Below are 24,282 nucleotides of genomic sequence, written 5' to 3' on the forward strand. Positions count from 1 at the left end.
GCAGATGTCCAACTATTCACCCTTCGTGAGTAGGGTGACCTGCGTCTCAAGTACGGGCCAGTCCGTGCTTAATTAACGTACGTGCTGGTTGGAGAAAGCTGAGTTAGTGCTACTCAGGAAACTCTCATGTAACGAAAAGGTGAATGTATCCCCGAAAAGGGCTATTTTTCCACGTCAAGGCCTAAATAACACCTATGTAATTTTGTCGAAGCGTGCTTACCTGCGACGGTGTGCGCCAAAAGAATCGGCGATCCGAGCCGCAATATCGCGGGCAAACGGGCTCACCCCTCGAATCGTTCCGGCACCCGGTCCGTTGATGTTGTCAAACCCCAACACGTACAAACCATGCGTGTCCCGGGGCAGCCCGCGGATAGGCCCGAGGGCCGGGCGAAACCCGGTTGCCCAGATGATCACGTCCGCGTCCACCTCGTCGAGCGAACCTACTATCGGACGCGCCTGAAGCAGGCCGGCGTCGCGCGCTCGGCGCACCTCCGGTACGACGACGATCTCTCCGCCGAAGTCCACCCCGCCCGGATCTGGCTCCCCCTTCGCAATCGCAGTGAGGCGCTCACGATTGCGGCGAAACAGCGTGGAACCGTCCACGTCGTCCGGCATGAAACCCGGTGCAGAACGTGTCAGCCACTGCGCCTTTACCCCGGCTAGCGCGAGGTCTGCTGTGATCTGCGCACCCGAGTTACCGCCACCGACGACCGCGACGCGCTGGCCTGCGAAATCCTCCGGTCGCGTGTAGTGCGCCGAGTGCAACTGCCTGCCCGAGAACTCACCCGGCACAAACGGCACGAACGGCGCCGACCAGATCCCGGTTGCAACCACCACGTTGCGGGCGTGGAGGTTTTGGGGGCGGATGGTGAAGCCAGTGTCGTCGATAAGCACACGCTCCACGCGCTGCCCACGGCGAACGGGCAAGTCGTAGCGGGCCTCGTAGCGCGCTAAATAATCGACGACATGATCACGCGGCGGGTACCCATCAAACGAAGGCATCGGCCAGCCCGGCAGGTTGGAAAACTCCGCGCGCGAAAACAGCGTCAGCGAGTCCCAGTAGTTCGGCCACGCCCCGCCGGGAGCGTCGGCGGCGTCCAGAACCGTGAAGTTCACGCCATATCTGCGCAGGTAGTACGACACGGCAAGGCCAGACTGGCCACCGCCGATCACGACCGCATCAAGCATCATTTCGCATCTTCGCGGTTGCGGGACGGATGAACTCGGCGATCCGGCTCGCTGGCGCCGTCGCGTCACCGTACGCAGTAGCAGCGGCCAGTTTCGCAGCCAAAGCGTGCACGGCCACCGCGCCGGCGAGTGCGACCTCCTCCCATAGCCGCTTGGCATGCATAAGCGCCAGGTGCGCCCCCGCGATGCCCGCGAGCACATCGCCCGATCCCGGAGTCGCCGCCCAGGAATGCCCCGCGTCGATCGCGTACGCCGTGTACGGGTCGCCCTCGTGCGCAATCACCGTCACCCGCCCCTTGCGTACCACCGTGCACTGCAGCGCGGCGGCCAGGGCGATGGTCTCCGCCATGCGATCGCTCTCCCCCACGTCGGCGGCTTCACACAGGCGGGCGAACTCGCCGTCGTGCGGGGTCAGCACCGTCATCTGTTCGCGCTTGGCCACCTGTTCGCGCAGGTTGGGGTGTTGGGTGAGGAGGGTCAGGCCGTCGGCGTCGATAAGCACAGGCACCTCTTGGCCGAGCACCCACCGCAACTCCTCCGCCGCGGCCTCGTCAGTGCCCGCGCCCGGCCCGAACACCCACGCCTGCACCCTGCCAGCATCCTGGAGCGTGTGCGTAGCGACGACCTCCGGATGCGCCCGCACCACCTCCACCGCCTGCGGGCCCGCATAGCGCACCATCGCCGGGGTGGCGTACACCGCGCCCGCAGTAGACAGGATAGCCGCGCCGGGATAGTCGCCGCTGCCTGCGCGAATGCCGACCACGCCGCCGGTGTACTTGTCGTCCGCAGGAGCCGGCGCGACGTCTTGCAGCGGTGGCTGCCACAGGGTCTGTATCCCGTCGGGCCACTTCTGCTCGGACCACTTCTGCTCCGGCAGCACCGCCCGGTTTGCAATCAACAGCGGCGGGCCATCCTCTGCCCACAAGGTGAGTTGGTCGCCGAGCGTTTCGTGCAGGCGCTTGCCCGGCAATCCGATGTCGGCGAGCAACTGCACCCCGCACGCTGGCGACAGCCCGTGGGCGCGGCGCAACCCGCCGAAGGTGACCGTCACATCGGCGTTGACGTGGCACTGCCCTGCCCAGCCGGTGTCGGCCTCCACGCCGGTGGGCACGTCCACGGCCAGCACTTGGGCGTTGAGTGCGTTGGCTAACTCGACGGCGGGGCGAAGGTTCTCGCGTACCTCGCCGGTCGCGCCGATGCCCGTCATCGCGTCGATAACCAGGGCGTAGTCCTGCCACTGCTCCGGGAGTTCCTCCAGCACCTCCCCGCCGGCCGCTGTGAACGCCCGCAGGGCACGCTCCTGCGCCGAGCCTGTGGGCAACACCGCATCCACCCGGTGGCCTGCCAGCAACAACTCCGCGCCGGCGTAGAGGCCGTCTCCCCCGTTGCCGCCAGGCCCTGCAAGCACGAGCACCCGGGCGCGTGCCTCAGTACCTTCAGCGAGCATCACGTTGGCTACCTCCGCCACGGCGTGGGCAGCGGATTGCATCAACTGGTCCTCGAACTCCTGCGCCGCAAGCAGGGGTGCTTCCGCAGCTCGGATCTGGTCGGCGGTAAACGTGGAGGAAAACATGCCTGCCACCGTAGCGCTACCACCGTGTGGAGGTAGCGGGGTGCGTGGTGTCGCAGCAAAGCAATAGAATTGCGCGCATGCCGTACACGACCGGTTTTGACCGCGAAAAATACATTGCAATGCAGTCCGAGCACATCCAAGCGCGGAGAGCCGAGGTAGGCGGCAAACTCTACCTGGAGATGGGTGGCAAACTTTTCGACGACAACCACGCCTCCCGTGTTCTCCCCGGATTCACTCCGGACAACAAAATCGCCATGCTTGACCGCATCAAGGACGAAGTGGAAATTGTCATCTGCTTCAACGCTGGTGATGTCATCCGCCAAAAAGTGCGCGCGGACCTGGGTATTACATACGAAGATGACGTGCTGCGTCTTGTGGATGTGTTCCGCGACCGCGGATTCCTCGTCGAAAATGTGGTGTGCACCCAACTCGACGGCCACAACCGCACCGTGGAGGCGTTCCTCGAGCGTCTTTCCCGCCTTGGCCTGAAGGTGTCGCGCCACTACATGATCCCTGGCTACCCCAACGACACCGCCAAGGTGGTCAGCGAGGAAGGGTTTGGCCGCAACGACTATGTGGAAACCTCCCGCGACCTGATTGTCATGACCGCGCCGGGACCTGGCTCCGGCAAACTGGCCACCTGCCTGTCGCAGGTCTACCACGAGAACCAGCGAGGCATTGCCGCAGGTTACGCCAAGTTTGAGACGTTCCCCATCTGGAACCTGCCACTCTCCCACCCGGTGAACCTAGCCTACGAGGCGGCCACCGCGGACCTGGACGATATCAACGTGATCGACCAGTACCACCTCGACGCCTACGGGGAGAAGGTCACCTCCTACAACCGCGACATTGAGGTCTTCCCGCTGCTGAAGACGCTGCTGCGTGAGGTTACGGGCACCGAGCCGTACCAGTCCCCGACCGATATGGGTGTCAACATGGCGGGCTATTGCATTTCCGACGACGAGGCCTGCCGCCACGCCGCCCAGCAGGAAATCATTCGCCGCTACTTTGCATCGCGTGTCGACGAACGCCGCACCGGCTCCGACTCCTCCATCTCTGACCGTGTGATGAACGTGATGCGCAAGGCGGATCTCTCTGTGCAGGACCGCGTTGTGGTTGCCCCTGCGCTCGACGTCGCGGAGGCGACCGGCAAGCCGGGTGCGGCACTTGAGTTGCCGGACGGCCGCATTGTTACCGGTAAGACTTCTGACCTGCTCGGACCTTCGGCTGCGGTGCTGCTCAATGCCCTGAAGCAGCTCGCGGGTATCGACGACGATGTGCACCTGCTCTCCCCCGATTCCATCGAGCCGATCCAGTCGCTGAAGACACGCCACCTGGGTTCGGTCAACCCGCGCCTGCACACCGACGAGGTACTGATTGCCTTGTCCGTGTCGGCGGCTTCGAACCCGGACGCGGCGCTCGCGTTGGATCACCTGAAGTCCCTTCGTGGTTGCGATGCTCACATCACGGCGATCCTTGGGTCTGTGGACGAGGGCATTTTCCGCAACCTTGGTGTGCTTGCAACGTCTGAGCCGCAGTACTGGCGAAAAGGGCTGTACCACAAACGCTAAGAAAATCTTAGATTTCTTCTTTAAAACGGCTCCGCTCGTTGTATTTGTGGTTTATGGTCGCCTGTATGCCTGTACAACAACCGCCGGTGGAGACCGCGTTGGCTCAGCTCAACGACGGCATTGCTGCCGCCCGAGCTGACCAGCGTGAGGAAATCACGCTACCCAAACAGACCGCTGCCTGGATCCGTGATCTGCTCGAGGATCTTGCGGAGGGGCGCCTCATGCGCCCACCCAGCCCCGAAGATGAAATGACCACCCAGCAGGTAGCTGACCTGCTCAACGTGTCTCGTCCATACGTGGTCAAGCTTATCGACGAAGGCACACTGCCCGGCCACAGAGTCGGTACACACCGCCGCGTGTACACGCGCGACGTATACGCCTACAAAGAACGGACCCGCTCGACGTAGACTGCCAGGCATGACCAGCAAAATCCTGCTCTACTACAAGTTCCAGCCCATCGCCGACCCGAACGCGGTGCGTCTGTGGCAACGCGACCTGTGCGAAGGGCTCGGCCTGACCGGCAGGATTATCGTCTCCGAACACGGCATTAACGGCACCGTCGGCGGCGACATCCGCGCCTGCAAAACCTACGCGAAGAAGACCAAAGAGTACTTCAAAGGCATCGAGTTCAAGTGGTCCGAAGGCGGTGCCGAAGACTTTCCGAAACTCAGCGTCAAAGCCCGCGACGAGATCGTGGCGTTTGGCGCACCGGGGGAGTTGAAGGTTGATGAAAACGGTGTGATCGGGGGAGGCAAGCACCTCACTCCGCAGCAGGTCAACGAGTTCGTGGAGGCCAACCCGGACGTGCTCTTCTTCGATGGACGCAACACCCGCGAGGCCGAGATCGGACGGTTTAAAAACGCGGTGGTGCCAGATGTGGAAACCACTCACGACTTCATCAAAGAGCTCGAGTCCGGCAAGTACGACTGGATGAAGGACAAGCCGGTCATCTCGTACTGCACCGGCGGCATTCGCTGCGAGGTGCTGTCCAGCCTGATGATCAACCGCGGGTTCGAAGAGGTCTACCAAATCGACGGCGGCATCGTCCGCTACGGCGAAGCCTTCGGCAACTCCGGCCTGTGGGAGGGCTCCCTCTACGTGTTCGACGACCGCATGCACACCGAATTCGGTTCCGCGGACGACCCGGACTACGTCCAGCTCGGCCACTGCGTGCACTGCGGGGAGGCGACCAACCAGTTCTACAACTGCGCCAACGAGCCGGAGTGCCGCCAGCAGTACTTAAGCTGCGAGGCCTGCCGGGAGAAGAACCCGTACTGTGCGCAGTGCGCAACTACATCGTTGCCAGCATCCCAATAGTCAGAATCAGCCACGCCATGGTGAACGGCACGAGCGGGATCCAGAACACGCCCATCCACGGGATCCAGCGCTCGTAGCGGTTGAGTTTGCGCACCATGATCACCGCGCAGCCAATCAGGCCGGCGATCGGTGGGAGAGAGGTGACTACAGCCCAGGTGGTGCGCCAGGTTGGGGTGCACAGCCAGGTGGCGTCGCCGTCGCTGCACAGCGGCCCGCCCTGCAGGCGGGCGACCAGGCCTAACACAAACGCCAACAGGAACGTCACCCCAACGGTGCCCAGCGCCCACGTGATCGCCTGACGGGTGGAGCGCTTATTGCGCCGGTCTACCTCCAGCGGATCCGGGGCATCCGCCAACTCATCAAAGGAACGGGGCTCCGGGCGAACGCGGGAAAAGCGGTCGGCGGGGGAGTGCAGGTCGTTTTCAGGATGGTCGCGCATACGCCCTAACCTACTTCGCTGCCTCCGGACAGACGATGACGGGCACAGGCGCGTAGCGGATGAACTCGCCTTCGAGCGTGCCCAAAAACACCGTGCGCAGATTCGGCGACGGCTGCGAACCCAGGCACATGATGTCGCCCTTGCGCCACTTCACCGAGTCAATCGAGCGCTTCCAGCTCTTGCCGGTGGACACGGAGCTGGTCACGTCGAAATGGTCGAGGCGGTCGGGGGAGAGTTCGCATGCGTACTCCCAGGCTCGGTCGCGGGCGTGGTCAAGCATGCCAAGGGTGCGTTCGTACCATTTCGGGCCGTGCTCGTCGTAACTCGTCGGGGAGAACGCGATGATGCGCAGCGGCAGGTGCAGCGCGCACGCGAGGGCGGTGGCGTAGTCCAGGCCGTAAAACTCGGGCTCTTTCTTCCCGTCGGTGTCCACCACGGCGTAGGTCACGCGCGTGATGCCCTTCTTAGACAGCTTCACTCCGCGCGGTGCCAGCCCGAGGGGGATGGGGGAGGAGTAGAGCATTTCGTCCGTAACGCTGGACGGGCGTAGTCGGCCCTTGGGTGATTTTGCGCGGGAGCCCATGACGATGAGGTCAGCGTTGAACTCTAAGGCGTTGTCGAGAAGCGAGCGGACGGTATCTTTGCCGTCCTTGAGTGTGGCCACCTCTTTGGACCACTGCGCTTTTGGGATCTGCCCGTCGAGTTCATTGACCACGCGTTTGTGGAACTCTTCGCGCATCTTCTTCAGCTGCTTCTTGCGGCTCTTCGCCGAGGTTGTCAGCGCCTGGATCGGCGGCAGTTGCGCAGATGCCATGACCTGCACCTTCATCGGCAGGGAGCGGCCGAGCCAGGCGGCAAACTCGACGGCTTCGCCGCTTGTGGTGTCCCAGCCAACCGCAACGCGGAGAGGAGCATCCGAATCGACAGTGTTCGGTAGGCGTGCAGACTCGGGGGATACAGCGTGGTGGCTCACGTCGTGGCTCCTCGAAGTGGCAGTGTCGCTAGCAAACGTTTGAACATCAACATCATATGTGGCGTCGGCGACGCACCGAAAACGGCGTTACCATTGCGCAGATGTTTGTGTATGAGGGTGAGGTGTCGCACGAGTGGCGTCGTCGCCACGCATTGCGCGAGCTCAACGCAGGGCGCATGCGTATCGACGACGCCTGCGACGCCGACTTCATCCTCCGTGCCGCCGCCGAACACCACGGCACCGCATCCCCACGGTCCTGCCCCATCTGTGGCGCCGAACTGCGGGAGATTACCTGGGTGTACAGCGAAAAACTCGGTCGACGCACCGGCACCGCCCGCAGCGCAGAAGAAATCGACCGCATGGTGCACGAGGTCGGCCCCATCACCGTCCACTTCGTGGAGGTTTGCCGCTACTGCAAGTGGAACCATCTGTTAAAGGAAGTCACTGCAGTACCAGTAGTGTGATTTCGCGTTGGCCGGGTAGGGTGTGCATAGAAAACGAGTAGGTAGCTCGCGGTTTCGCCCTCCCCGCGGGGGCCGCGGGTCAAATTGCGCAGGGAAAAACGAGTGTCAGATAAAGACAACGGCGGCGACACGACCGCCAAAAAGAAAAGCAACGGCTCAACGACCGTCACCACGAAGAAACGGTCGCGCGCATGGCAGTGGTTTATCGCGTTCTTGCTGTTCTTGGCCATGATTGCGGCGATCCCGCTGGCGTGGTTCTTCTGGAGCTACGCACGCGCCGAGGTGCCCGAGCCGGGCAAGATTGAAACGGCGCAGATCTCCAACATCTTCTACCGCGACGGCGACAAGGAACTCGCCCGCATCGTCCCGCCGGAAGGCAACCGTAAGCAGATCCCGCTTGACCAGGTGCCCGAAGACGTCCAAAACGCGGTGCTTGCGGCAGAAGACCGTGACTTCTGGACCAACTCCGGCTTCTCCCCGACAGGCTTCGCTCGCGCCGCCATCGGGCAGCTCACCGGCAACGCATCCGCAGGTGGCGGCTCCACCATCACCCAGCAGTACGTGAAGAACGCACTGGTGGGCAACGAGCACTCCTACGAGCGTAAAGCTAAAGAGCTCGTCTACTCGGTGAAGATGACCAACCAGTGGGAAAAGGCCGACATTCTGCGCGCCTACCTGAACACGGTCTACTTCGGCCGCAACGCCTACGGCATCGAAGCCGCAGCGCACGCCTACTTCAACAAACCAGCCTCCCAGCTCACACTGGAGGAGGGCGCAGTCCTGGCCGCGTCGATCCAGCTGCCGAGCCAGCTTGACCCGTGGACCAACCGCGAAGCCGCGGAAGGCCGCTGGAACTACGTCATGGACGGCATGGTGGAAACCGGCGCCATCACCCAGGAGCGTCGCGCAGCCGCCCACTACCCGGAGACCCGTGACCCGGCCACCTACTCGGCCTACACGGAAGCAACCGGCGCAAACGGCCTGATTAAGAACCAGGTTGTGGCGGAGTTGGCCACCATTGGCATCACCGAGGACGACCTGACCAACCGTGGCCTGCAGATCACCACCACGATCGATGCCGGCACCCAGCAAAACGTCGAAGAGATCACCCGTCAGCGCCTGTCCTACCTACAGGATGACGCCCGCTCCGGCGTCGTTGCCATCGAGCCGAGTACCGGTGCCGTGCGCGCCTACTACGGCGGCGACGACCCGTCTGGCTGGGACTACGCCAACGCGGGCCTGCAAACGGGTTCGACGTTCAAGATCTTCGCGCTCGCGGCCGCCCTGCAGCAGGGCATCCCGCTGACGTCCATGTTCGATTCTTCCCCGGTGACCCTGCCGGGCAACCACGTCGTGACCAACTGGGACGGCGGCGGAGGCGGAATGCTGTCCATGACTGAGGCCACCCGCGTGTCCTCCAACACCGCCTACATGCGCATTCAAGACGAACTGGACAACACCACGCAGGACACCGCCGACATGGCGCACGCCCTGGGCGTGGCCAAGTCCATCCCCGGCATCCCGCTGACCTTGCGCGAAAACGGCGGCCAGCCGTACGAGGGCATCGTGCTGGGCCAGTACCAGTCGCGCGTGCTGGACATGGCTACCGCAGTGGCAACCCTGACCAACCGCGGCGCCATGCACCCAACCCACTTCGTGGAAAAGGTTGTGGACGCCAACGGTGAGGTCCTCTACGAGGTGGACCGCAACTACACCGAACGTCGCGTCTCCGAGCAGGTGGCGGACAACGTCCTCGAAGCAATGCAGACCGTGCCGGCGTACTCCAACGCGGTGCTCGCTGGCGGCCGCCCGTCCGCGGCAAAGACCGGCACCGCCCAAATGGGCGACACCGGCAACAACAAGGACGCCTGGATGGTCGGCTCCACCCCGCAGCTCGCCGTGGCCGTGTGGGTGGGCACCGCCGACAACACCTCGCCAATCTTTAACGAGTGGGGCGGCATCATGTGGGGCTCGAACACGCCGTCGCAGATCTGGAAGCAGGTCCTGGACACTGAGCTGGCGGATCAAGACTTTGAGTACTTCGAGCCGGCAAGCCCGGTGTACTGGGGCGTGAACGCCTACAAGGGTGGCGTTGGCCTGGGTGGTTACTACTCCACTCCGGCAACCCAAAACTCGGCTACCGGCACTGCGCCGACGGAATCCGAGTCGGCTGCATCTTCCGCTCCGAGCGAAGCACCTGCTCCGGCACCAGCACCGGCTCCCGCGCCAGCACCGGCACCTGCACCTGCTCCCGCACCGGCGCCTGCGCCGGACTTGCGTGATGCTGTCAACGATGTGATCGGCCAAGTTCAGGAGGCGTTCCAGTAACAGCATGTCTCAGACTGATCAAACAACCGTCACATGGCCGGACCCGGCCGACCGCGTCCAGCCCGGCAAAACCGAACCGGTGGCACGCGGCTGGGTGAACTACCTCGGCGGACCAATGGGCCGCTTCGCCCAGATCGGCCGCGCCCGGTTCTGGACGCCGCTACGCGCCATCATCGCCGTCGCATACATCTTCTTGTCCTTCGGCGCACTACAGAAGTCGCGCTGCGCTGGCGGCAAACTGGACGACAACGGCATCATGCAGCTCAACTGGGACGGCAACCGTCAGTTCGTCGCTGCCTGCTACAACGACATCATCCCGCTCTACGGAGCACGTGGTCTGGACCAGCCGGGCTTTGTCTACGCCTACTCGTGGGTAGAAGACGACCTGACCCGCTACATGGAATACCCGGTGCTCGCTGGCCTGTTCCAGCAGCTCAGCGCCTGGATCGCGCGCGGTACCTACTTCCTGACTGATAGCTTCCTGCCGGAATCCGGCTGGTACTTCTACGTCACCGCACTGCTGATGTCCATCATCTGGGTGATCACCATCCGCATGGTCGCGGAACTTGCCGGCAACCGCATCTGGGACACGCTGCTCGTCGCCGGTTCGCCGCTGCTGATCGTCCACGCGTTTACCAACTGGGACATCCCCTCGATCTTCTTCGCCGTCGCAGCGATGCTCGCGGCGCGCAACCGCAAGTGGTGGCTGGCCGGTGTGCTCGTCGGTTTGGGCACCGCGTTCAAACTGTGGCCGCTGTTCATCCTCGGCGCGTACCTCACTGTGGCGATCCGCAAGCGTGACCTCGTGCCGTTCTTCAAGATGGTCGGCGCCACCGCCATCACCTGGATCGCCGTCAACGCGCCGGTGTACCTGCGTTACCCAGACGCATGGAGCGAGTTCAACCGCCTCAACACCGACCGCGGCTGGGAGTGGACCACCATCTACGCGGTGCTCTCCCGCGAGTTCGGGTGGGCCGGCTTCGACTCCGGTGAGGGCGCCCCGGTGATCCTCAACGCCGTCACCCTGATCCTGTTCCTGCTCGGCTGCCTGTTCGTCCTCATCCTCGGCCTGCGTGCGCCGCAAACCCCGCGCATTGCGGAACTGATCGTGCTCATCGTCGGCTTCTTCCTGCTGTTTAACAAGGTATGGAGCCCGCAGTACTCTCTGTGGTTCGTGGTTCCCGCGGTCCTCGCACTGCCGTACTGGCGTCTGCTGCTGTCCTGGATGGTGGCGGACATGATGGTTTGGCCGGTGCTGATGTGGCACATGATGGGCGACGACAACATGGGTGTGCCGGGTTGGTTCCTGGACATCTTCATCCTGGCGCGCGATGCGTTTATCGTGGCGGTGATGGTGCTCGTCGTCAAGCAAATGCTCGGCAAGCGCCCGGACAAGGTCCGCGACGCGCACAACGGCCACGACCCGCTGATGTCGCTGCCTGCGCAGTGGAAAGAGCCTGTGCTTATCGACGAGCCCACGCCCGAGCCTGAGGTGGAGGCGGTGAGTACGCAACCATGACCACCGCAACGGTGCTCGGCATCGTCTCTATCCTGATCGCGTTTGCCCTGTTCGGCGCGTCGTTCTACATGGCAACGAAGGGCCGCAAGAAAGAGTCGATCATCTACGGCGCGGTTGCGTTTGTGTTCATGACGATCATCCCGGTGTCGCTCGCACTTTTCGTCGCGGTGCCAAACCCGACCTGATCTTCGTCGTTACAGTGGGGCCATGCTTACGAAGAAGATGGTTGCCCTGACAGTCGCCGCCACAGCAGGACTTGCCGTGGCGGCGTGTTCTGATTCTGGCGAGACTGCGCCCGAAACAGTCACTGAAACCGTCGCGCCCGAAACGGTGACGGAAACGTCGAACGCTGGAGCCGCTGTGTCCGAGGATCTCCCAGCCGCTGTGACCGGCTACTCGGACGAGGCGCGCAAGGATCTTGTCGACGAAAACGTGACCGAAGCCGAAGTCCAAGACGTCTTAAAGGCCGCCCAGGATGGCAAGGCCAAAGTGGAGTGGGACGATGACGGCTACTTCGAGGTGGAGTTCGGCGAAATCGACATTGATATCGATAAGGACGGCCTCGTTTTAGACGTCGACCGCTAAGACCGAAGATTTTCGCGTTTTGCTGCGGGTTCTGCTCGGTGAAAATATCCTGAAAGCACCGTGTCCGATACCGGACTGCTGTTGCTAAAAAGGAGCCCGCGTTGAACCGTCGAATTATTACCCTGCCGCTCGCCGTATCGCTGGTCGCGGGCGGCCTTGCCCCAGCTGCAGTCGCCGCTACAGTCGGGCCGAATGAAGGGCCCATGGTGTTGGCGGCGAACGGGATCTGCATGTTAAAGCTGAACGACCGGGAAGCGGCAACCTACAGCGCTTGGGCCAACGTCAGCACACAAGAGGTGTACGCCAACGCTGCGGTGAAAGCATTTGAGGTGCTGTACCCCGGAACAGAGAACATCGTTCGGGAGTTCCGAGCGGAACCCTCGCTGGCAGAGCTTGTGGAGGCACAGAAGAATCTCGCAAGCAGGCTCGCAGACGCCAAAGAGGCTCAAAAGCGCACTGAGCAGCGGTACACGGAACGCCTCCAGCAGGTAGGTATGGAGCATGCGCTGGCACAACACCTCACCGAGGAACTTACAAAGGTCGAGGTGTGGGCGGTAAAGCCGAGCATCAAACAGGGCAGCATCTCGGAGCGGCCGGTCAGCGCACTTGGTGTTGAGGAGGCGAACCGTGTGCGGGGCAAGCGCGTGAACCGGCAGGACTTTGAAGACGTTGCCTGGAAGAGCTTCGTTGTGCAGGGCAACCTGTCCCAGTCCGATCTGAAGACTTTCCGGAAAACGTTCTTGGCCGCCGACGATGTCCAACTCGCCATCGGGGGAACGACGGCGTACCTCGAAGTGGATATGAACGCGCGGGTTGCCTGCGCAGACGGCGGCAACCGAGAGGTGAAGTACCCGACCAGCATTGACGAGGTTCGTAATTGGAACATCGACTCGCTGCGCGGTGAGGCGGGCTTGAGCAGTTTGCGTTCTCAGGGTGAGGTTGAGGTATCCCCGCTCGCGATCGTGGGCCTTGTGGTCGGAGTTCTCGCAGCTTTGGGTATTGCGGTTGCGGCGGTCGGGCCGTCGTTGGGCATCCCGCTGCCGGCTCTGCCGAAGTTGCCGGGGTTGCCGTTCTAACGCCAGCCGTTGGTGCCTGCCAACGATTGGTTGCCGGCCAATTGTCCGCAATGCGGAGTCTTTCATGTCATCCCCGCGGCCAGGGTTTTGAGCAGTGCAAACCGTGGGGTAGTCTGTTCAGGTTGCTTGACGCAACGACCCTCCTGCCATGACCACAAGGGTTATGGCCGAACAGACTAAGACCATAGGAGGTGATGAGGTCCGTGCGTCACTACGAAGTAATGATCATCCTCGATCCGCAGCAGGATGAGCGCACCGTTGCCCCGTCCCTGGATAAGTTCCTGGAGACTGTCCGCAAGGACAACGGCAAGGTGGAGAACGTTGATGTGTGGGGCAAGAAGCGTCTTGCTTACCCGATCAACAAGAAGGAAGAGGGCATCTACGCCGTTGTGAACCTCGACTGCGAGGCTGACACGGTCAAGGAGCTCGACCGTCTGCTGAACCTGAACGACAACGTTCTTCGTACCAAGGTTCTGCGTACCGATAAGTAAGACCGGTAGGCTCTACAACCACACGATCAGCAGGTAGGAAGGTTCACGAAACATGGCTCAAGGCGATACCCCGATTACCGTTGTCGGCAACTTGGTTGCTGACCCGGAACTGCGTTTCATCCCGAGCGGTGCCGCGGTTGCGAACTTCCGCATCGCGTCCACCCCACGTACGTATAACCGGGAGACGAACCAGTTCGAGGACGGCGAAGCACTGTTTCTGACCTGTAACTGCTGGCGCCAGATGGCCGAGAACGTCGCAGAGTCCCTGACCAAGGGCATGCGCGTTGTGGTCACCGGCAAGCTCAAGCAGCGTTCCTACCAAACTAAAGAGGGCGAAAACCGTACTGTGTTCGAGGTCGAGGTCGATGAGGTCGGCCCGTCCCTGAAGTACGCCACGGCTAACGTCAACCGCAACCCGCGTGAGGGCGGGCAGGGCGGCTACGGCGGCGGCCAGGGCAACCAGGGTGGCGGCTTCGGCGGCCAGAACCAGCAGCAGGGCGGCTTTAACCAGGGCGGTTTCGGCGGCGGCCAAGGTAACCAGGGTGGCGGCTTCGGCGGCCAAACCCAGGGCCAGGGCCAAGGCGGCCAGAACCAGCCCCAGCAGCCTGCACATGATCCGTGGGGTTCCGCACCCGAGGCCGGTGGCTTCGGTGGCGCGGGCGATGAGCCACCGTTCTAAACGACAACCACACATCAAGCATTTTTCACCATAAGGAAGGTTAGGATTATGAAGCTGATCCTCACCGCTACCGTCGAGAAGCTTGGCGAACCTGGCGAGGTCGTCGAGGTCAAGAACGGTTACGGACGCAACTTCCTGCTCCCGCGCGGCCTGGCTATCCCGGCTACCCGCGGCGCAGAGAAGCAGATTGAAGACATTAAGCGTGCTCAGGCTGAGCGCCAGGTCCGCGACCTGGATCACGCCAAGGAGCTGCGCGACCAGCTCGACCAGCTCACCGGCGTCAAGGTTGCCGTTCGCACTGCGAACAACGGCAAGCTCTTCGGCTCCGTGAAGGCTGCCGACATCGCCGACGCCGTCAAGGCTGCCGGCGGCCCGAACCTGGACAAGCGCCGCATCACCGTGCCTAAGGGCCTGGTGACCAAGACCGGTGGCTACCAGGTCAAGGTTAACCTCCACGACGACGTGGAGGGCAAGGTGAACTTCGAGGTCGTAAGCGCATAAGCACCGCTTGACGACGACTGCGCGTCAGAACAGCACGCAGCAGTCCAACGACAACAGCACTTGTAGCGCGGGACCCACTTGTGAGGAGTGGGGCCCGCGCTTTTTGTGCGCCCAAAGTGTGGAAGAATCCTCGCCATGATCTCTTCCCGCTTGCGCCGGGTGCGCAACACCGTTTTGTCCCTCACTGTCGCAGCAGCGGGCGTGCTTGGCATGGCAGCCACCCCAGCCCAAGCACTGGCCATGTATGCGGGTGACAGCATCCGTATCGAATACAGCGATGGGGAGAAGTATGGCTGCACGTTGAACTCCATCGCGTACCGGGGCGGTGTGATGTACGGCGTCACCGCCGGTCACTGCCTCGCCCCGATCGGTGGGGCGCACGCGGTGCGGGTGCTGGCGGCGGATGCGCGAACCCCGATCGCGAGCAATCTGCAGGATTCGGGTTTTGAGCTCGAGGGCGACAACACCCTTGGCGGCGAGTTGAAGGACGTCGCCTGGTTCCGCATGGACCGTCATGTCACCGATGCCCGAGCGATGCGCGGCGGGTTTATCGACATTCCGTACATCGGTGCGCTGCATGGCCTGAGTCAGTTTGCGCAGTTCATCAACCCCACACGTCGTGTGGCGGGGCGCGCGCCGGTGACGTCGGTACGCGAAGGCCAGATTGTGTGCAAGGACGGCGCACGCACCTCCCGTACCTGCGGACCGGTGCTGAACGTCAACCCGCGCACTGGTGAGATCGCCGTGCTCATCCTGTCGTTGCAGGGCGACTCGGGCTCCCCGCTGTACACCGTGAACCCGGACGGCAGCACCAACATCGTCGGGATTATCTCCGGCGCGGCCTACGGGATCCTCGTCGCGGCGGATGCTGCAACGCCACTGCCAGCAGGTCTGCGGTAAAAGAGGGTCTTGCTGGACACCGCGAATCTGTATATCGTTGCGGATATACATCGATCTGTGGAGGGTGTCATGGCAGAACCTATTCGAGAGGAACCGAATGTGAGCGGTCCGATCCGTACGACTGTTTTTAAATCTGGGAACAGCCAGGCAGTGCGAATCCCTGCAGCACTACGCATTGCATCTGGGGCTGTGTCCATTGAAGCCGTGCCGGAAGGGCTTCTTCTGAGGCCGGAGGAAGAGGATTTCGGACTTGTCGTCGCCAGGCTTCGTGAATTCCAGAAGGAACACAACCTCGAGCAGGGACTAATTGAGGAAATTGAAGACCTCCCACTCGACGAAGTGCCGAACCTCGATCATTCCCCTGATCACGGAGGATGAACGATTCGATGGGATATCTTCTTGACACGAATGTCTGGATCGACATTGAACGGGGAACTCAACCCCGGGTTGTTCAACGAGTAACTGAATGTGCGAGCTCAAAGCTATGGCTCTCTACTGTTGTTCTCGGTGAGATTGAAGCGGGTATTCAGCGGTCGGTAAATCCAGAGATCCTGCACCGGACGTACAGGGTACTGCTACACGGTAGACGCATATTGGGAGTCGATGAGGAATGTGCATCGATTTACGGACGGCTTCGGGCAGATCTTCTAGATAGAGGGCTACCGATTGGGGCTAACGATCTATGGATTGCGGCCCAAGCGATCCGACAAGACTTAGTCCTAGTCACCGCCAACGAGAAAGAGTTTTCACGGGTTGGCGGCTTGAAGATTGAGAACTGGCGGTAGCCCCATGTTTCTTACCCGTGTGCGCATTGATGCTCCTGTCCAGGGCTACGCGCGTGATCTGTCGGTGGTGCACTCCCTCCAGCAAACGCCGCTCGAGTTAGGCCAGGTCACGCTGTTGACCGGCGATAACGGTTCCGGAAAATCCACGCTCGTCGAGGCGATCGCCGTGGCCATGGGCGCCAACGCTGCTGGCGGTTCGCGCCACGCGCGCTTTACCGCCGCAGACCATTCGGCCCTGCACCGCTCGCTCACGCTGATCCGCCGTGAAAATCCCCGCGACGTCTACTTCCTGCGCGGCGAAACATACCTTGACCTTGCGGAATACCACGAGAGCCTGGGGCCCGCCGACCCGCTTGTAGGCCTCACCAGACGCAGCCACGGCCAGGGCATCATGGACCTGGCGCGCACCCGCTTCGGCCCGGACTCGCTAATTCTTCTCGACGAGCCCGAAGACGGCCTCTCCACCTTCTCCCAACTCGAACTCCTCGGCCTGCTGACGGTGCTAGCGCGGCGTGGGGCACAGGTGGTCGTCGCAACGCATTCGCCCGTGCTCCTCGCCATCCCAGACGCCCGCATCCTGCATGTTCCCGACCTTGAGCCCATGCTTTTCGACGACTGCGAGCCCGTCACCGCCACCCGCGAATTCATCAACGACCCGGCCGGCACCGCCCGCTACCTGGTGAGGCCATGATGTTCATCCAACGCGTCGACGTCGACGCCCAAGCCGCACCGCCGTGGGCTGTGGAGACCCCGGCCATCGCGCACGTCGCCGAGTTCGGTTTTGCCTTGAGGCGGCCAATCACGGTGATTACCGGCGGCAACGGGGTGGGCAAGTCCACGCTGTTGGAAGGCATGGCGCGTGCCTGGGGGTTCACGTTGGAAGGCGGCACGTGGGGTGTAGAAAAGGCCGGCGCCCACGACCCGCTTTACGGCGTGCTCACCCTGACCACCGGCCCGCGGGCGAAGGCCGGCTACTTCCTGCGCGGTGAAACCCACACGCGCATCACCGAATTCGGCGGGCGCTCCCACGGCGAATCGGTCCTCGAACTGACATCGCGGCTGATCCCCAACGCGCTGTATCTTCTCGACGAGCCCGAGTCCGGCCTGTCCCCCGTCGCCCAAATGGCCCTGTTGGCGCAGTTGCATGCGTTGGGTGAGGTGGGGGCGCAGGTAGTCGTCGTCACGCATTCGCCCATCGTGGCGGCGATCCCGGGCGCGGAGATCATCGAGATCAGCGACGACGGGGTGGAGCGCAACCTTGCGGTGGAGGACACGCTGGCGTTTCGGGCGACGCGCGACTTCCTTGCGGACCCGCACGGCATCGCCGAGTTCATGGCGGACTGGGCAGAAGGGGAGTTTGGTTAAGCGTCCTTGAGTCGCGCCATGAGGTTAGCGCGCTCGTTGAAAATACGATCGAGCTCAGCGTGCGTAAGTCGCCGTGTTTCCTCGTAGCTCGCGACTTCCGACTCGTCGAATGATTCCATGACGCTGATACTACTGTATCTGCAGGCCTGGGCCGTGTCGTGGCGGTGTTATAGGGTTGCGCCATGACAGCGACGCGCACACAAGCAGACGAACTTCTCAAAGGCATTGCGGGCCCCGAAGCCATGCTTCGCGACGACCAGTGGACCGCCATCGATGCGTTAGTGAACCAGCGCAAACGCATGCTTGTCGTGCAGCGCACCGGTTGGGGTAAGTCGGCGGTGTACTTCATCGCGGCGAAGTTGCTGCGTGAGGCGGGGGCGGGGCCGTCGATTATTGTGTCGCCGCTGTTGGCGTTGATGCGTAACCAGGTGGAGTCGGCGGCGCGCGCAGGGATTCGCGCGGCGACGATCAACTCGGCGAACATGACTGAGTGGGACGAGATCCAGGCGCGCCTGAACGACTATGACCTGCTGCTGATCAGCCCGGAGCGCCTCAACGCGCCGGACTTTCGGGAGCAGGTGCTGCCGCAACTCGCGCGCTCCGCCGGGATGTTGGTGGTGGACGAGGCGCACTGTATTTCGGACTGGGGCCACGACTTCCGCCCTGATTACCGGCGTATTGCGGTGCTAATTAGCGACCTCCCGGAGGCCACGCCGGTCCTTGCCACGACAGCGACCGCGAACGACCGTGTGGTGGCAGACGTTGTGGCTCAACTCGGCGAGAACACCGGTGTGCTGCGCGGCGGGCTGGACCGCGAGTCGCTCGCGCTGAACGTGGTGCAGTTGCCGGACCCAACCCAGCGCGCGGCGTGGATCGCGCAGTACCTCGCCTATGTGAACGGCTCCGGCATCATTTACTGTCTGACCGTCGCCGCTGCGCACGACCTCGCCGAGGCACTCGAAAACGCTGGCTGGAACGTCGCCGCGTACACCGGACGCACCGAGGCGGAGGAACGCGAACGCCTCGAGCGCGCCCTGATCGACAACGAACTCAAAGCGCTCGTGGCTACGTCCGCGCTGGGCATGGGTTTCGACAAACCTGACCTGGGGTTTGTTGTGCACCTGGGGGCGCCGTCGTCGCCAGTGAGTTACTACCAGCAGATCGGCCGCGCCGGGCGTGCCACCGACCACGCCGAGGTTGTGCTGCTGCCCGGCCCTGAGGACGAACGCGTGTGGGACTACTTCGCGTCCGTGTCCATGCCGGAGGAACACGTGGTGCGCCAACTTCTGGACACGCTCAGCGAGGAGCCGTTCTCCACACCTCGGCTGGAGAACTTCGTGGATCTCTCCCGCACTCGCATCGACCAGGCGTTGAAGGTGCTTGATGTCGACGGTGCCGTGCGCCGCGTGAAGGGCGGTTGGGTGTCCACGGGTGCTGCCTGGGAGTATGACCACGAGCGCTACGGTGGGCTCGCCGAAGCGCGCAAGCGTGAGCAGGACCTGATGCTGGCCTACGAAGCCACAGACGGGTGCCGCATGGCGTTTCTGCGTCGTGAACTCGACGACCCAACGCTTGGCCCCGATGAGCGTTGCGCGCGCTGCGACAACTGCACCGGCAACCACCTGCCCGTGGACGTGGATGTTGCGTTGGCGCAGCGTATGGACGAACAATTGCGCGCCCCCGGCGTCCAACTCACCCAACGCAAAATGTGGCCAACCGGGTCCGCGCGCCGCGGCAAAATCAAGGGCGTGTTGCAGGGCAAGGCGCTGGGGCGGCTTAACGACGTCGCCCGCGGGCCAGCCCTGGCCGAGGTGCTGCGGGATAACACCTACCGGCCGCTGAGCAACTGGCGTGAGGATGCCTGGCTTGGCAGGTTCGTGGCCGTGCTCGCGGACTGGGCCTGGGCGGAACGCCCCACCACCGTCGTCGCACTCGGCGATGCTGACCCGGCACGAAACGAGATGATCGCGGCCACTGCAGAAGCGCTGGCACGGGTGGGGCAGATGCGGTTTGGTGGTGTCGTCGATACGCCATCGCGCGAGGTAGAAGCCCGAAATTCGGCGTTTCGCGTCAACGGGCTCGACCGGTACTACGACTACACGGGCCTCGACGTGGAGACAGGCCCCGTGTTGTTGCTGACCGGGGAGGTGGATTCCGGCTGGTCCGTCACGGTTGCAGCGGCCGACATTGCGGAGCGGTACGGGGTGGAGGTGCTACCGCTGGCGTTTGCTTCGCGCGCGTGATGCGGACTCGGCGATGGCGGCGGCGAAGACAAGCACCGTGCCGACTGGGATGAGGAGCATGAACAAGTTGATGATCGGCAACGCCATGTCGGCCTGGTACTCCTCCCAATGCGCAACGGCCATCGAGCCCCAGCCGACGACGAGGCAGGCGGTTGCGAGCCACACCGTGACCAGTGCGCCTATTTTCTTGCGACCGCGCGCCGCGGCGGTGAACCACGTGGCACCACCGAGTGCGAGCAATGCGGTCGCGGCCTCGAGGGTGCCGAAGGCCGCCGTGACGGTCCGAAATTCCCAACCGCCGCCGATCAGACGCAACAGGCTTATCCACGCCGCGGGAAACGCCACCATCGCGATGGCGTAGATCCAAAGAATGCCTCGTGTTTCCATGTACGCACTCTAACTGCGAGACAGGTGTCGCGTGGTGTGAAAGATGTGGATAAGTGTGGATCCAAAGTGCCTGGGCACGTGGCTGCAGGGTCGAAAAAGGGGTCCGAAACTGTTGAAATGTGCTTTGTCAAACCCCGTGGTGAGAAGTTATCCCCCGGCTACACCCGGGGTATGCGGTTTGGATGAATAGCGTGTGACCTGCGCGTTTGGGATAAGTTCCTGCGGTTTTGGTGTCGCTGTACACAAGTTCTCCACAAGCTGGGTGGATGACTTGTGGATAACTACCCGCACAATGTCGAAAGATTTCACAGCCCCTGTGGATAACTCGTTTAGTGGGTCTAGAAAATGTCGGAGGAGAGGGTAGTGTCATAGCCACAGTGAAAGGGGAAAACATGGGTGCGAACGACAGCTTCGACGACTACGTACCACCACCGGAGCCGGTAGCGGACTACGGCGACTTTGGGGACTTCGCCGACTTCGAACAAAACACTGGCGGCTCCAACCGCTTCGCCGGCGGCGATAACTTCGGCGGCAACGGCAAGGGTGGCCAGAAGCGCTACAACAAGTACGGCAACAACCGTGGTGACGTACAGCAGGAGTACCGCACCCCACCCCACGACGAGCGCGCGGAGCGTTCCGTCCTCGGCGCAATGCTGCTCAACCCGGACGTGATCCTGGACGTGGCCGACGGGCTGCGGCCGGATGACTTTTACCACCCGGCGCACCAGCTTATCTACCAGGCGATTCTGGACCTGTTCTCCCAGGGAAGCTCCGTCGACGTGCTCATTGTCGCGGCACGTTTGGATCGTCTCAACGTGCTGGAGCGCGTCGGTGGCGCCCCGTACCTGCACACGCTGATTTCCGAGGTGCCGACGTCAGCAAACGCCGGCTACTACGCAGAGATCGTCGAAGAGAAGTCGATCCTGCGCCAGCTGGTCAACGCCGGCACCCAGGTGGTCCAGTTGGGCTACGAGGGCGAAGAAGGCATGGAGATCGAGGCGCTCGTTGACCATGCGCAGCAGAAGGTGTTCTCGATTTCCCGCAACAACGTGGGCGAGGACTACCGTCCGCTGTCGGAACTGCTCAAGCCGACTATCGACGAGCTGACCATGATCGCATCCGGCGGCGCCCTCGAAGCTGGTGTGCCGACTGGGTTTATCGACCTAGACAAGCTCACCAACGGCCTTCACGCCGGCCAGATGATCATCATCGCGGCACGTCCTGGTGTGGGTAAGTCGACACTAGCGCTGGACTTCATGCGCTCCTGCTCGATCCACCAGGGCAAAACCAGCGTGATCTTCTCGCTGGAAATGAGTGCCTCCGAGATCATCATGCGCATGCTCTCCGCCGAGACGGAGATCAAGCTCTCCGCAATGCGTTCCGGCCAGATGGAGGAGCGCGACTGGGAGAAGCTGACCAAGCGCCTCACGGAGATCCAGGATGCGCCGCTATTTATCGACGACTCCCCGAACCTCACCATGATGGAGATTCGCTCCAAGGCTCGCCGCCTCAAGCAGCAGCACGGTCTGGATTTGGTTGTGGTGGACTACCTGCAGCTGATGAGCTCCGGCAAGCGCGTCGAGTCCCGCCAGCAGGAGGTCTCCGAGTTCTCCCGCCACCTGAAACTGTTGGCCAAGGAGCTCGAGGTTCCGGTCATTGCGATTTCGCAGCTCAACCGTGGCCCGGAAGCCCGCACGGACAAGCGCCCGCAGTTGGCTGACCTGCGTGAGTCGGGCTCGCTCGAGCAGGACGCCGACATGGTGTTCCTGCTGTACCGCCCGGACTCACAGGATCGTGACGACGAGCGCGCCGGCGAAGCCGACATCATCGTGGCTAAGCACCGTGGCGGCCCGATTGACACCATCCCGGTGGCGCACCAGCTGCACTACTCGCGCTTTGTCAACATGGCCCACGGCTAGTTAGTTGTGTGGGTACTCCCCAACGATGTTGATGCGCGGGTGCCACGTTGTGGTCATCTCGAGCTCGTAGGTCATGTACGGGTCGTTGTCCGGGCCGTAGCAGCTCATCGTCTGCCCCGAAGATCCGACAGCGCAGCGCAGGTCATACGCACCGCCGGTGATGGGGCTGGGTACACCGGAGATATTCGTGAACGGCACCGACGTTACGTTTGGTTTGTTACTCCAGGCCCACGTGGCGTTAATCGCATGTGGGTAGGCCGCTGCCGCGAGGTCGCAGGAGGTGGTGTCGCCGACTGAGATCTTCGCGCCGTCGGGTGTCATGCCGCACTTGCCGCCGACCTGACCTTTGTACGCCGGGTCGAGTTCGAACGCTCCGGCTAGCGGGGCAGCGGGCTGCTCTGGTGCTGGTGCAGCCTCGGGTTCGGATTCCGGCTCGGTTTCGGGATTCGCCTCCGGCGCCGATTCAGGTGCCGGTGCGTCGACGACTTCGGTCGAGGTGACCACGATGGTCTCCGGCTCGCCGGTCCCACCCGCGCAACCGGCGAGCAACAAGGCGGTCAGCAGAGACAAGGGGGCGAGTACGCGACGCATGGCAATCCTTAACACGGGAACGGGGGATGAGTGCGATGGTACGTGGTGTCGTCGCTAGGCAAGCGCAACTCCCTTTTGCTCCGGCAACGTAAACGCAGCGACGCACGCCAGCAGGAACGCTGCGGCAAACACGCCGAACACTGCGGTCGAGCCGCCGAACGCCAGCACCGGCGGGACCACGAGCGGGGCGAGGATCGAACCGATGCGGCCGAACGCGGCACCCGCGCCGGTGCCGGTCGCGCGGATCGCGGTGGGGTAGAGCTCCGGGCCGATCGCGTACAACGCGCCCCATGCGCCGAGATTGAAGAACGACAGCAGGCAGCCCGCGAGGATGATCTGCCACTCGGCACTCGCCATGCCGAAGCCGAACGCGGAGACCGCAGACCCTGCGAGGAACACGGACAGGGTCGTCCTGCGCCCCCAGACCTCGATGAGCCAGGCGGCAACCGCGTAGCCCGGCAACTGCGCAAGCGTGATAATCAGCGTGAACGTGAATGACCGCACGAGCGAGAAACCCTGCTCCACCAGCAGGGATGGGATCCAGATGAAGGCGCCGTAGTAGGACAGCGACACGCAGAACCAGACGGTCCAGAAGGCGGCGGTGCGTCGTCGCAAAGCAGCGCCCCAGATGCCACCTTGGATCGGCTCCTCCTGCTCGGGGATGGTCGTGTCGTAGTTGGCGGGGTCGGCCTCAGCCTCGAAGGAACGCACGATCTCCTCAGCCTCGTCGTGGCGGCCCTTGGATTCCAGGAAGCGCACCGATTCCGGCAGGCCCAGGCGCACCACGATCGCGTACAGGGCGGGTAGCGCGCCGATGGCGAAGCCCCAGCGCCAGCCGGTCTCGCCATTAGCGACGACAAACGTGCCGATCACCGCCGCCAGAATCCAACCCACCGCCCAAAACGCTTCGAGCAGCACCACCATGCGCCCGCGCACCTTACGTGGAGAAAACTCGCTGACCAGCGTAGATGCGACCGGAAGTTCCGCGCCGAGGCCCAAGCCCACCAGGAAGCGGAACACGATCAGCGACGCGACCGACCACGCCAGCGCCGACGCGCCCGTGGCCAACCCGTAGAGCAGCAGCGTCGCGGCGAACACCTGGCGGCGTCCGATCTTGTCGGCGAGCAACCCGCCGAGCGACGCGCCGATCGCCATACCGATAAACCCAACCGACGCGATCCAACTCGTCGTGGTCTTGTCTAGATCCCAGTGGACGGCGAGTGCTGCGATGATGAACGACACCAAGCCGATGTCCATCGCATCCAGCGCCCAGCCAATGCCGGAGCCGACAAGCAGGCGTTTGTGTTTCGGGGTGACAGGAAGGCGGTCGAGGCGCTCAGTGCGCGTGAGCTGTTGATCAGTGTTCATGCAGGGGGAGTTTAGGCCGT

27 protein-coding genes are annotated in these 24,282 nt (G+C 62.9%); 19 read left to right on the forward strand and 8 right to left on the reverse strand.

Annotated elements, in window-relative coordinates:
- Positions 1 to 216 precede the first annotated feature (216 nt).
- Together HMPREF3048_RS02995 and HMPREF3048_RS03000 are read right to left on the reverse strand one after the other, a co-directional pair.
- Positions 217 to 1,188 carry an NAD(P)-binding domain-containing protein gene (locus HMPREF3048_RS02995; protein WP_070771168.1) on the reverse strand — a complete coding sequence of 324 codons (972 nt, stop codon included), beginning with the start codon at positions 1,186 to 1,188 and terminating at the stop codon, positions 217 to 219.
- Positions 1,181 to 2,761, reverse strand: a complete 1,581-nt coding sequence (locus HMPREF3048_RS03000; RefSeq protein ID WP_070771147.1) for an NAD(P)H-hydrate epimerase — start codon at positions 2,759 to 2,761, stop codon at positions 1,181 to 1,183. The genes HMPREF3048_RS02995 and HMPREF3048_RS03000 overlap by 8 nt, the downstream gene beginning before the upstream one ends.
- A 77-nt stretch (positions 2,762 to 2,838) precedes the next feature.
- Here HMPREF3048_RS03000 and HMPREF3048_RS03005 point away from each other — a divergent pair, with 77 nt between their 5' ends.
- From HMPREF3048_RS03005 to HMPREF3048_RS03015, 3 genes are all read left to right on the forward strand, one after another.
- A complete protein-coding gene (locus tag HMPREF3048_RS03005) occupies positions 2,839 to 4,332 on the forward strand; it encodes a DUF1846 domain-containing protein (protein ID WP_070614181.1) in 1,494 nt (497 codons plus the stop codon).
- A gap of 65 nt (positions 4,333 to 4,397) precedes the next feature.
- Positions 4,398 to 4,739, forward strand: coding sequence for a helix-turn-helix domain-containing protein (locus tag HMPREF3048_RS03010; protein WP_209273055.1), 342 nt, complete (start codon positions 4,398 to 4,400; stop codon positions 4,737 to 4,739).
- 10 nt (positions 4,740 to 4,749) lie between these two features.
- Positions 4,750 to 5,649 (forward strand): oxygen-dependent tRNA uridine(34) hydroxylase TrhO, encoded by a 900-nt coding sequence (locus tag HMPREF3048_RS03015; RefSeq protein WP_070771149.1) that lies wholly within the window; start codon positions 4,750 to 4,752, stop codon positions 5,647 to 5,649.
- On the opposite strand, the gene HMPREF3048_RS03020 is transcribed toward HMPREF3048_RS03015, so the two are convergent.
- The gene (locus tag HMPREF3048_RS03020; RefSeq protein WP_070422061.1) at positions 5,624 to 6,088 is read right to left on the reverse strand and encodes a hypothetical protein; all 465 of its coding nucleotides are present in this window, start codon (positions 6,086 to 6,088) and stop codon (positions 5,624 to 5,626) included. The genes HMPREF3048_RS03015 and HMPREF3048_RS03020 overlap by 26 nt on opposite strands.
- 10 nt (positions 6,089 to 6,098) lie before the next feature.
- On the reverse strand, positions 6,099 to 7,061 hold the full coding sequence (locus tag HMPREF3048_RS03025) for a universal stress protein (protein WP_070771150.1): 963 nt from the start codon (positions 7,059 to 7,061) through the stop codon (positions 6,099 to 6,101).
- 101 nt (positions 7,062 to 7,162) lie between these two features.
- Between HMPREF3048_RS03025 and HMPREF3048_RS03030 the strand changes: the two genes are divergently transcribed.
- The 14 genes from HMPREF3048_RS03030 (at position 7,163) to HMPREF3048_RS03090 (ending at position 17,754) form a co-directional block, all read left to right on the forward strand.
- Positions 7,163 to 7,525 (forward strand): DUF5318 family protein, encoded by a 363-nt coding sequence (locus HMPREF3048_RS03030; RefSeq protein WP_070771169.1) that lies wholly within the window; start codon positions 7,163 to 7,165, stop codon positions 7,523 to 7,525.
- Positions 7,526 to 7,627: 102 nt separating this feature from the next.
- Positions 7,628 to 9,853 carry a transglycosylase domain-containing protein gene (locus tag HMPREF3048_RS03035; protein ID WP_070771151.1) on the forward strand — a complete coding sequence of 742 codons (2,226 nt, stop codon included), beginning with the start codon at positions 7,628 to 7,630 and terminating at the stop codon, positions 9,851 to 9,853.
- Between the two features lie 4 nt (positions 9,854 to 9,857).
- Positions 9,858 to 11,372: a glycosyltransferase family 87 protein gene (locus HMPREF3048_RS03040; RefSeq protein WP_083279383.1), complete on the forward strand. Its 1,515-nt coding sequence runs from the start codon at positions 9,858 to 9,860 to the stop codon at positions 11,370 to 11,372.
- Positions 11,369 to 11,557: a hypothetical protein gene (locus HMPREF3048_RS03045; RefSeq protein WP_070422058.1), complete on the forward strand. Its 189-nt coding sequence runs from the start codon at positions 11,369 to 11,371 to the stop codon at positions 11,555 to 11,557. The genes HMPREF3048_RS03040 and HMPREF3048_RS03045 overlap by 4 nt, the downstream gene beginning before the upstream one ends.
- Before the next feature lie 22 nt (positions 11,558 to 11,579).
- A complete protein-coding gene (locus HMPREF3048_RS03050) occupies positions 11,580 to 11,957 on the forward strand; it encodes a hypothetical protein (RefSeq protein WP_070450698.1) in 378 nt (125 codons plus the stop codon).
- A 101-nt stretch (positions 11,958 to 12,058) separates the two neighbouring features.
- Entirely contained in the window at positions 12,059 to 13,033 is a 975-nt protein-coding gene (locus HMPREF3048_RS03055) for a hypothetical protein (RefSeq protein WP_141758833.1), read from the forward strand.
- Positions 13,034 to 13,227: 194 nt separating this feature from the next.
- A complete protein-coding gene (gene rpsF / locus HMPREF3048_RS03060) occupies positions 13,228 to 13,524 on the forward strand; it encodes a 30S ribosomal protein S6 (protein WP_070422055.1) in 297 nt (98 codons plus the stop codon).
- Positions 13,525 to 13,576: 52 nt separating this feature from the next.
- Positions 13,577 to 14,203 carry a single-stranded DNA-binding protein gene (locus tag HMPREF3048_RS03065; RefSeq protein ID WP_070422054.1) on the forward strand — a complete coding sequence of 209 codons (627 nt, stop codon included), beginning with the start codon at positions 13,577 to 13,579 and terminating at the stop codon, positions 14,201 to 14,203.
- Between the two features lie 48 nt (positions 14,204 to 14,251).
- Positions 14,252 to 14,704 (forward strand): 50S ribosomal protein L9, encoded by a 453-nt coding sequence (gene rplI / locus HMPREF3048_RS03070; RefSeq protein ID WP_070771153.1) that lies wholly within the window; start codon positions 14,252 to 14,254, stop codon positions 14,702 to 14,704.
- A 135-nt stretch (positions 14,705 to 14,839) separates the two neighbouring features.
- Positions 14,840 to 15,604, forward strand: a complete 765-nt coding sequence (locus HMPREF3048_RS03075; protein ID WP_070771154.1) for a chymotrypsin family serine protease — start codon at positions 14,840 to 14,842, stop codon at positions 15,602 to 15,604.
- A gap of 69 nt (positions 15,605 to 15,673) precedes the next feature.
- Positions 15,674 to 15,982 (forward strand): antitoxin, encoded by a 309-nt coding sequence (locus tag HMPREF3048_RS03080; protein WP_141739352.1) that lies wholly within the window; start codon positions 15,674 to 15,676, stop codon positions 15,980 to 15,982.
- Between the two features lie 8 nt (positions 15,983 to 15,990).
- Complete coding sequence (locus HMPREF3048_RS12705; RefSeq protein ID WP_070450728.1) at positions 15,991 to 16,389, forward strand: type II toxin-antitoxin system VapC family toxin; 399 nt, start codon at positions 15,991 to 15,993, stop codon at positions 16,387 to 16,389.
- A 4-nt stretch (positions 16,390 to 16,393) separates the two neighbouring features.
- Positions 16,394 to 17,080 carry an AAA family ATPase gene (locus HMPREF3048_RS03085; protein WP_070771156.1) on the forward strand — a complete coding sequence of 229 codons (687 nt, stop codon included), beginning with the start codon at positions 16,394 to 16,396 and terminating at the stop codon, positions 17,078 to 17,080.
- The gene (locus HMPREF3048_RS03090; RefSeq protein ID WP_083316687.1) at positions 17,077 to 17,754 is read left to right on the forward strand and encodes an AAA family ATPase; all 678 of its coding nucleotides are present in this window, start codon (positions 17,077 to 17,079) and stop codon (positions 17,752 to 17,754) included. The genes HMPREF3048_RS03085 and HMPREF3048_RS03090 overlap by 4 nt, the downstream gene beginning before the upstream one ends.
- Here HMPREF3048_RS03090 and HMPREF3048_RS12620 read toward each other — a convergent pair.
- Positions 17,751 to 17,873, reverse strand: coding sequence for a hypothetical protein (locus HMPREF3048_RS12620; protein ID WP_256365573.1), 123 nt, complete (start codon positions 17,871 to 17,873; stop codon positions 17,751 to 17,753). The two genes, HMPREF3048_RS03090 and HMPREF3048_RS12620, sit on opposite strands and share 4 nt — an antisense overlap.
- A gap of 63 nt (positions 17,874 to 17,936) precedes the next feature.
- Here HMPREF3048_RS12620 and HMPREF3048_RS03095 point away from each other — a divergent pair, with 63 nt between their 5' ends.
- Positions 17,937 to 19,997 (forward strand): RecQ family ATP-dependent DNA helicase, encoded by a 2,061-nt coding sequence (locus tag HMPREF3048_RS03095; RefSeq protein WP_070771157.1) that lies wholly within the window; start codon positions 17,937 to 17,939, stop codon positions 19,995 to 19,997.
- Here HMPREF3048_RS03095 and HMPREF3048_RS03100 read toward each other — a convergent pair.
- The gene (locus tag HMPREF3048_RS03100; protein ID WP_070484987.1) at positions 19,968 to 20,384 is read right to left on the reverse strand and encodes a hypothetical protein; all 417 of its coding nucleotides are present in this window, start codon (positions 20,382 to 20,384) and stop codon (positions 19,968 to 19,970) included. The two genes, HMPREF3048_RS03095 and HMPREF3048_RS03100, sit on opposite strands and share 30 nt — an antisense overlap.
- 392 nt (positions 20,385 to 20,776) lie before the next feature.
- Between HMPREF3048_RS03100 and dnaB the strand changes: the two genes are divergently transcribed.
- Positions 20,777 to 22,303, forward strand: coding sequence for a replicative DNA helicase (gene dnaB, locus HMPREF3048_RS03105; protein WP_070771158.1), 1,527 nt, complete (start codon positions 20,777 to 20,779; stop codon positions 22,301 to 22,303).
- On the opposite strand, the gene HMPREF3048_RS03110 is transcribed toward dnaB, so the two are convergent.
- A complete protein-coding gene (locus HMPREF3048_RS03110; RefSeq protein WP_070450682.1) occupies positions 22,304 to 22,894 on the reverse strand; it encodes a hypothetical protein in 591 nt (196 codons plus the stop codon). It lies immediately after the preceding gene.
- Between the two features lie 54 nt (positions 22,895 to 22,948).
- A complete protein-coding gene (locus HMPREF3048_RS03115; RefSeq protein WP_070771159.1) occupies positions 22,949 to 24,262 on the reverse strand; it encodes an MFS transporter in 1,314 nt (437 codons plus the stop codon).
- Positions 24,263 to 24,282 lie beyond the last annotated feature (20 nt).

It is taken from the genome of Corynebacterium sp. HMSC075D04 (assembly GCF_001815635.1).
Classification (GTDB): Bacteria; Actinomycetota; Actinomycetes; order Mycobacteriales; family Mycobacteriaceae; genus Corynebacterium; species Corynebacterium coyleae.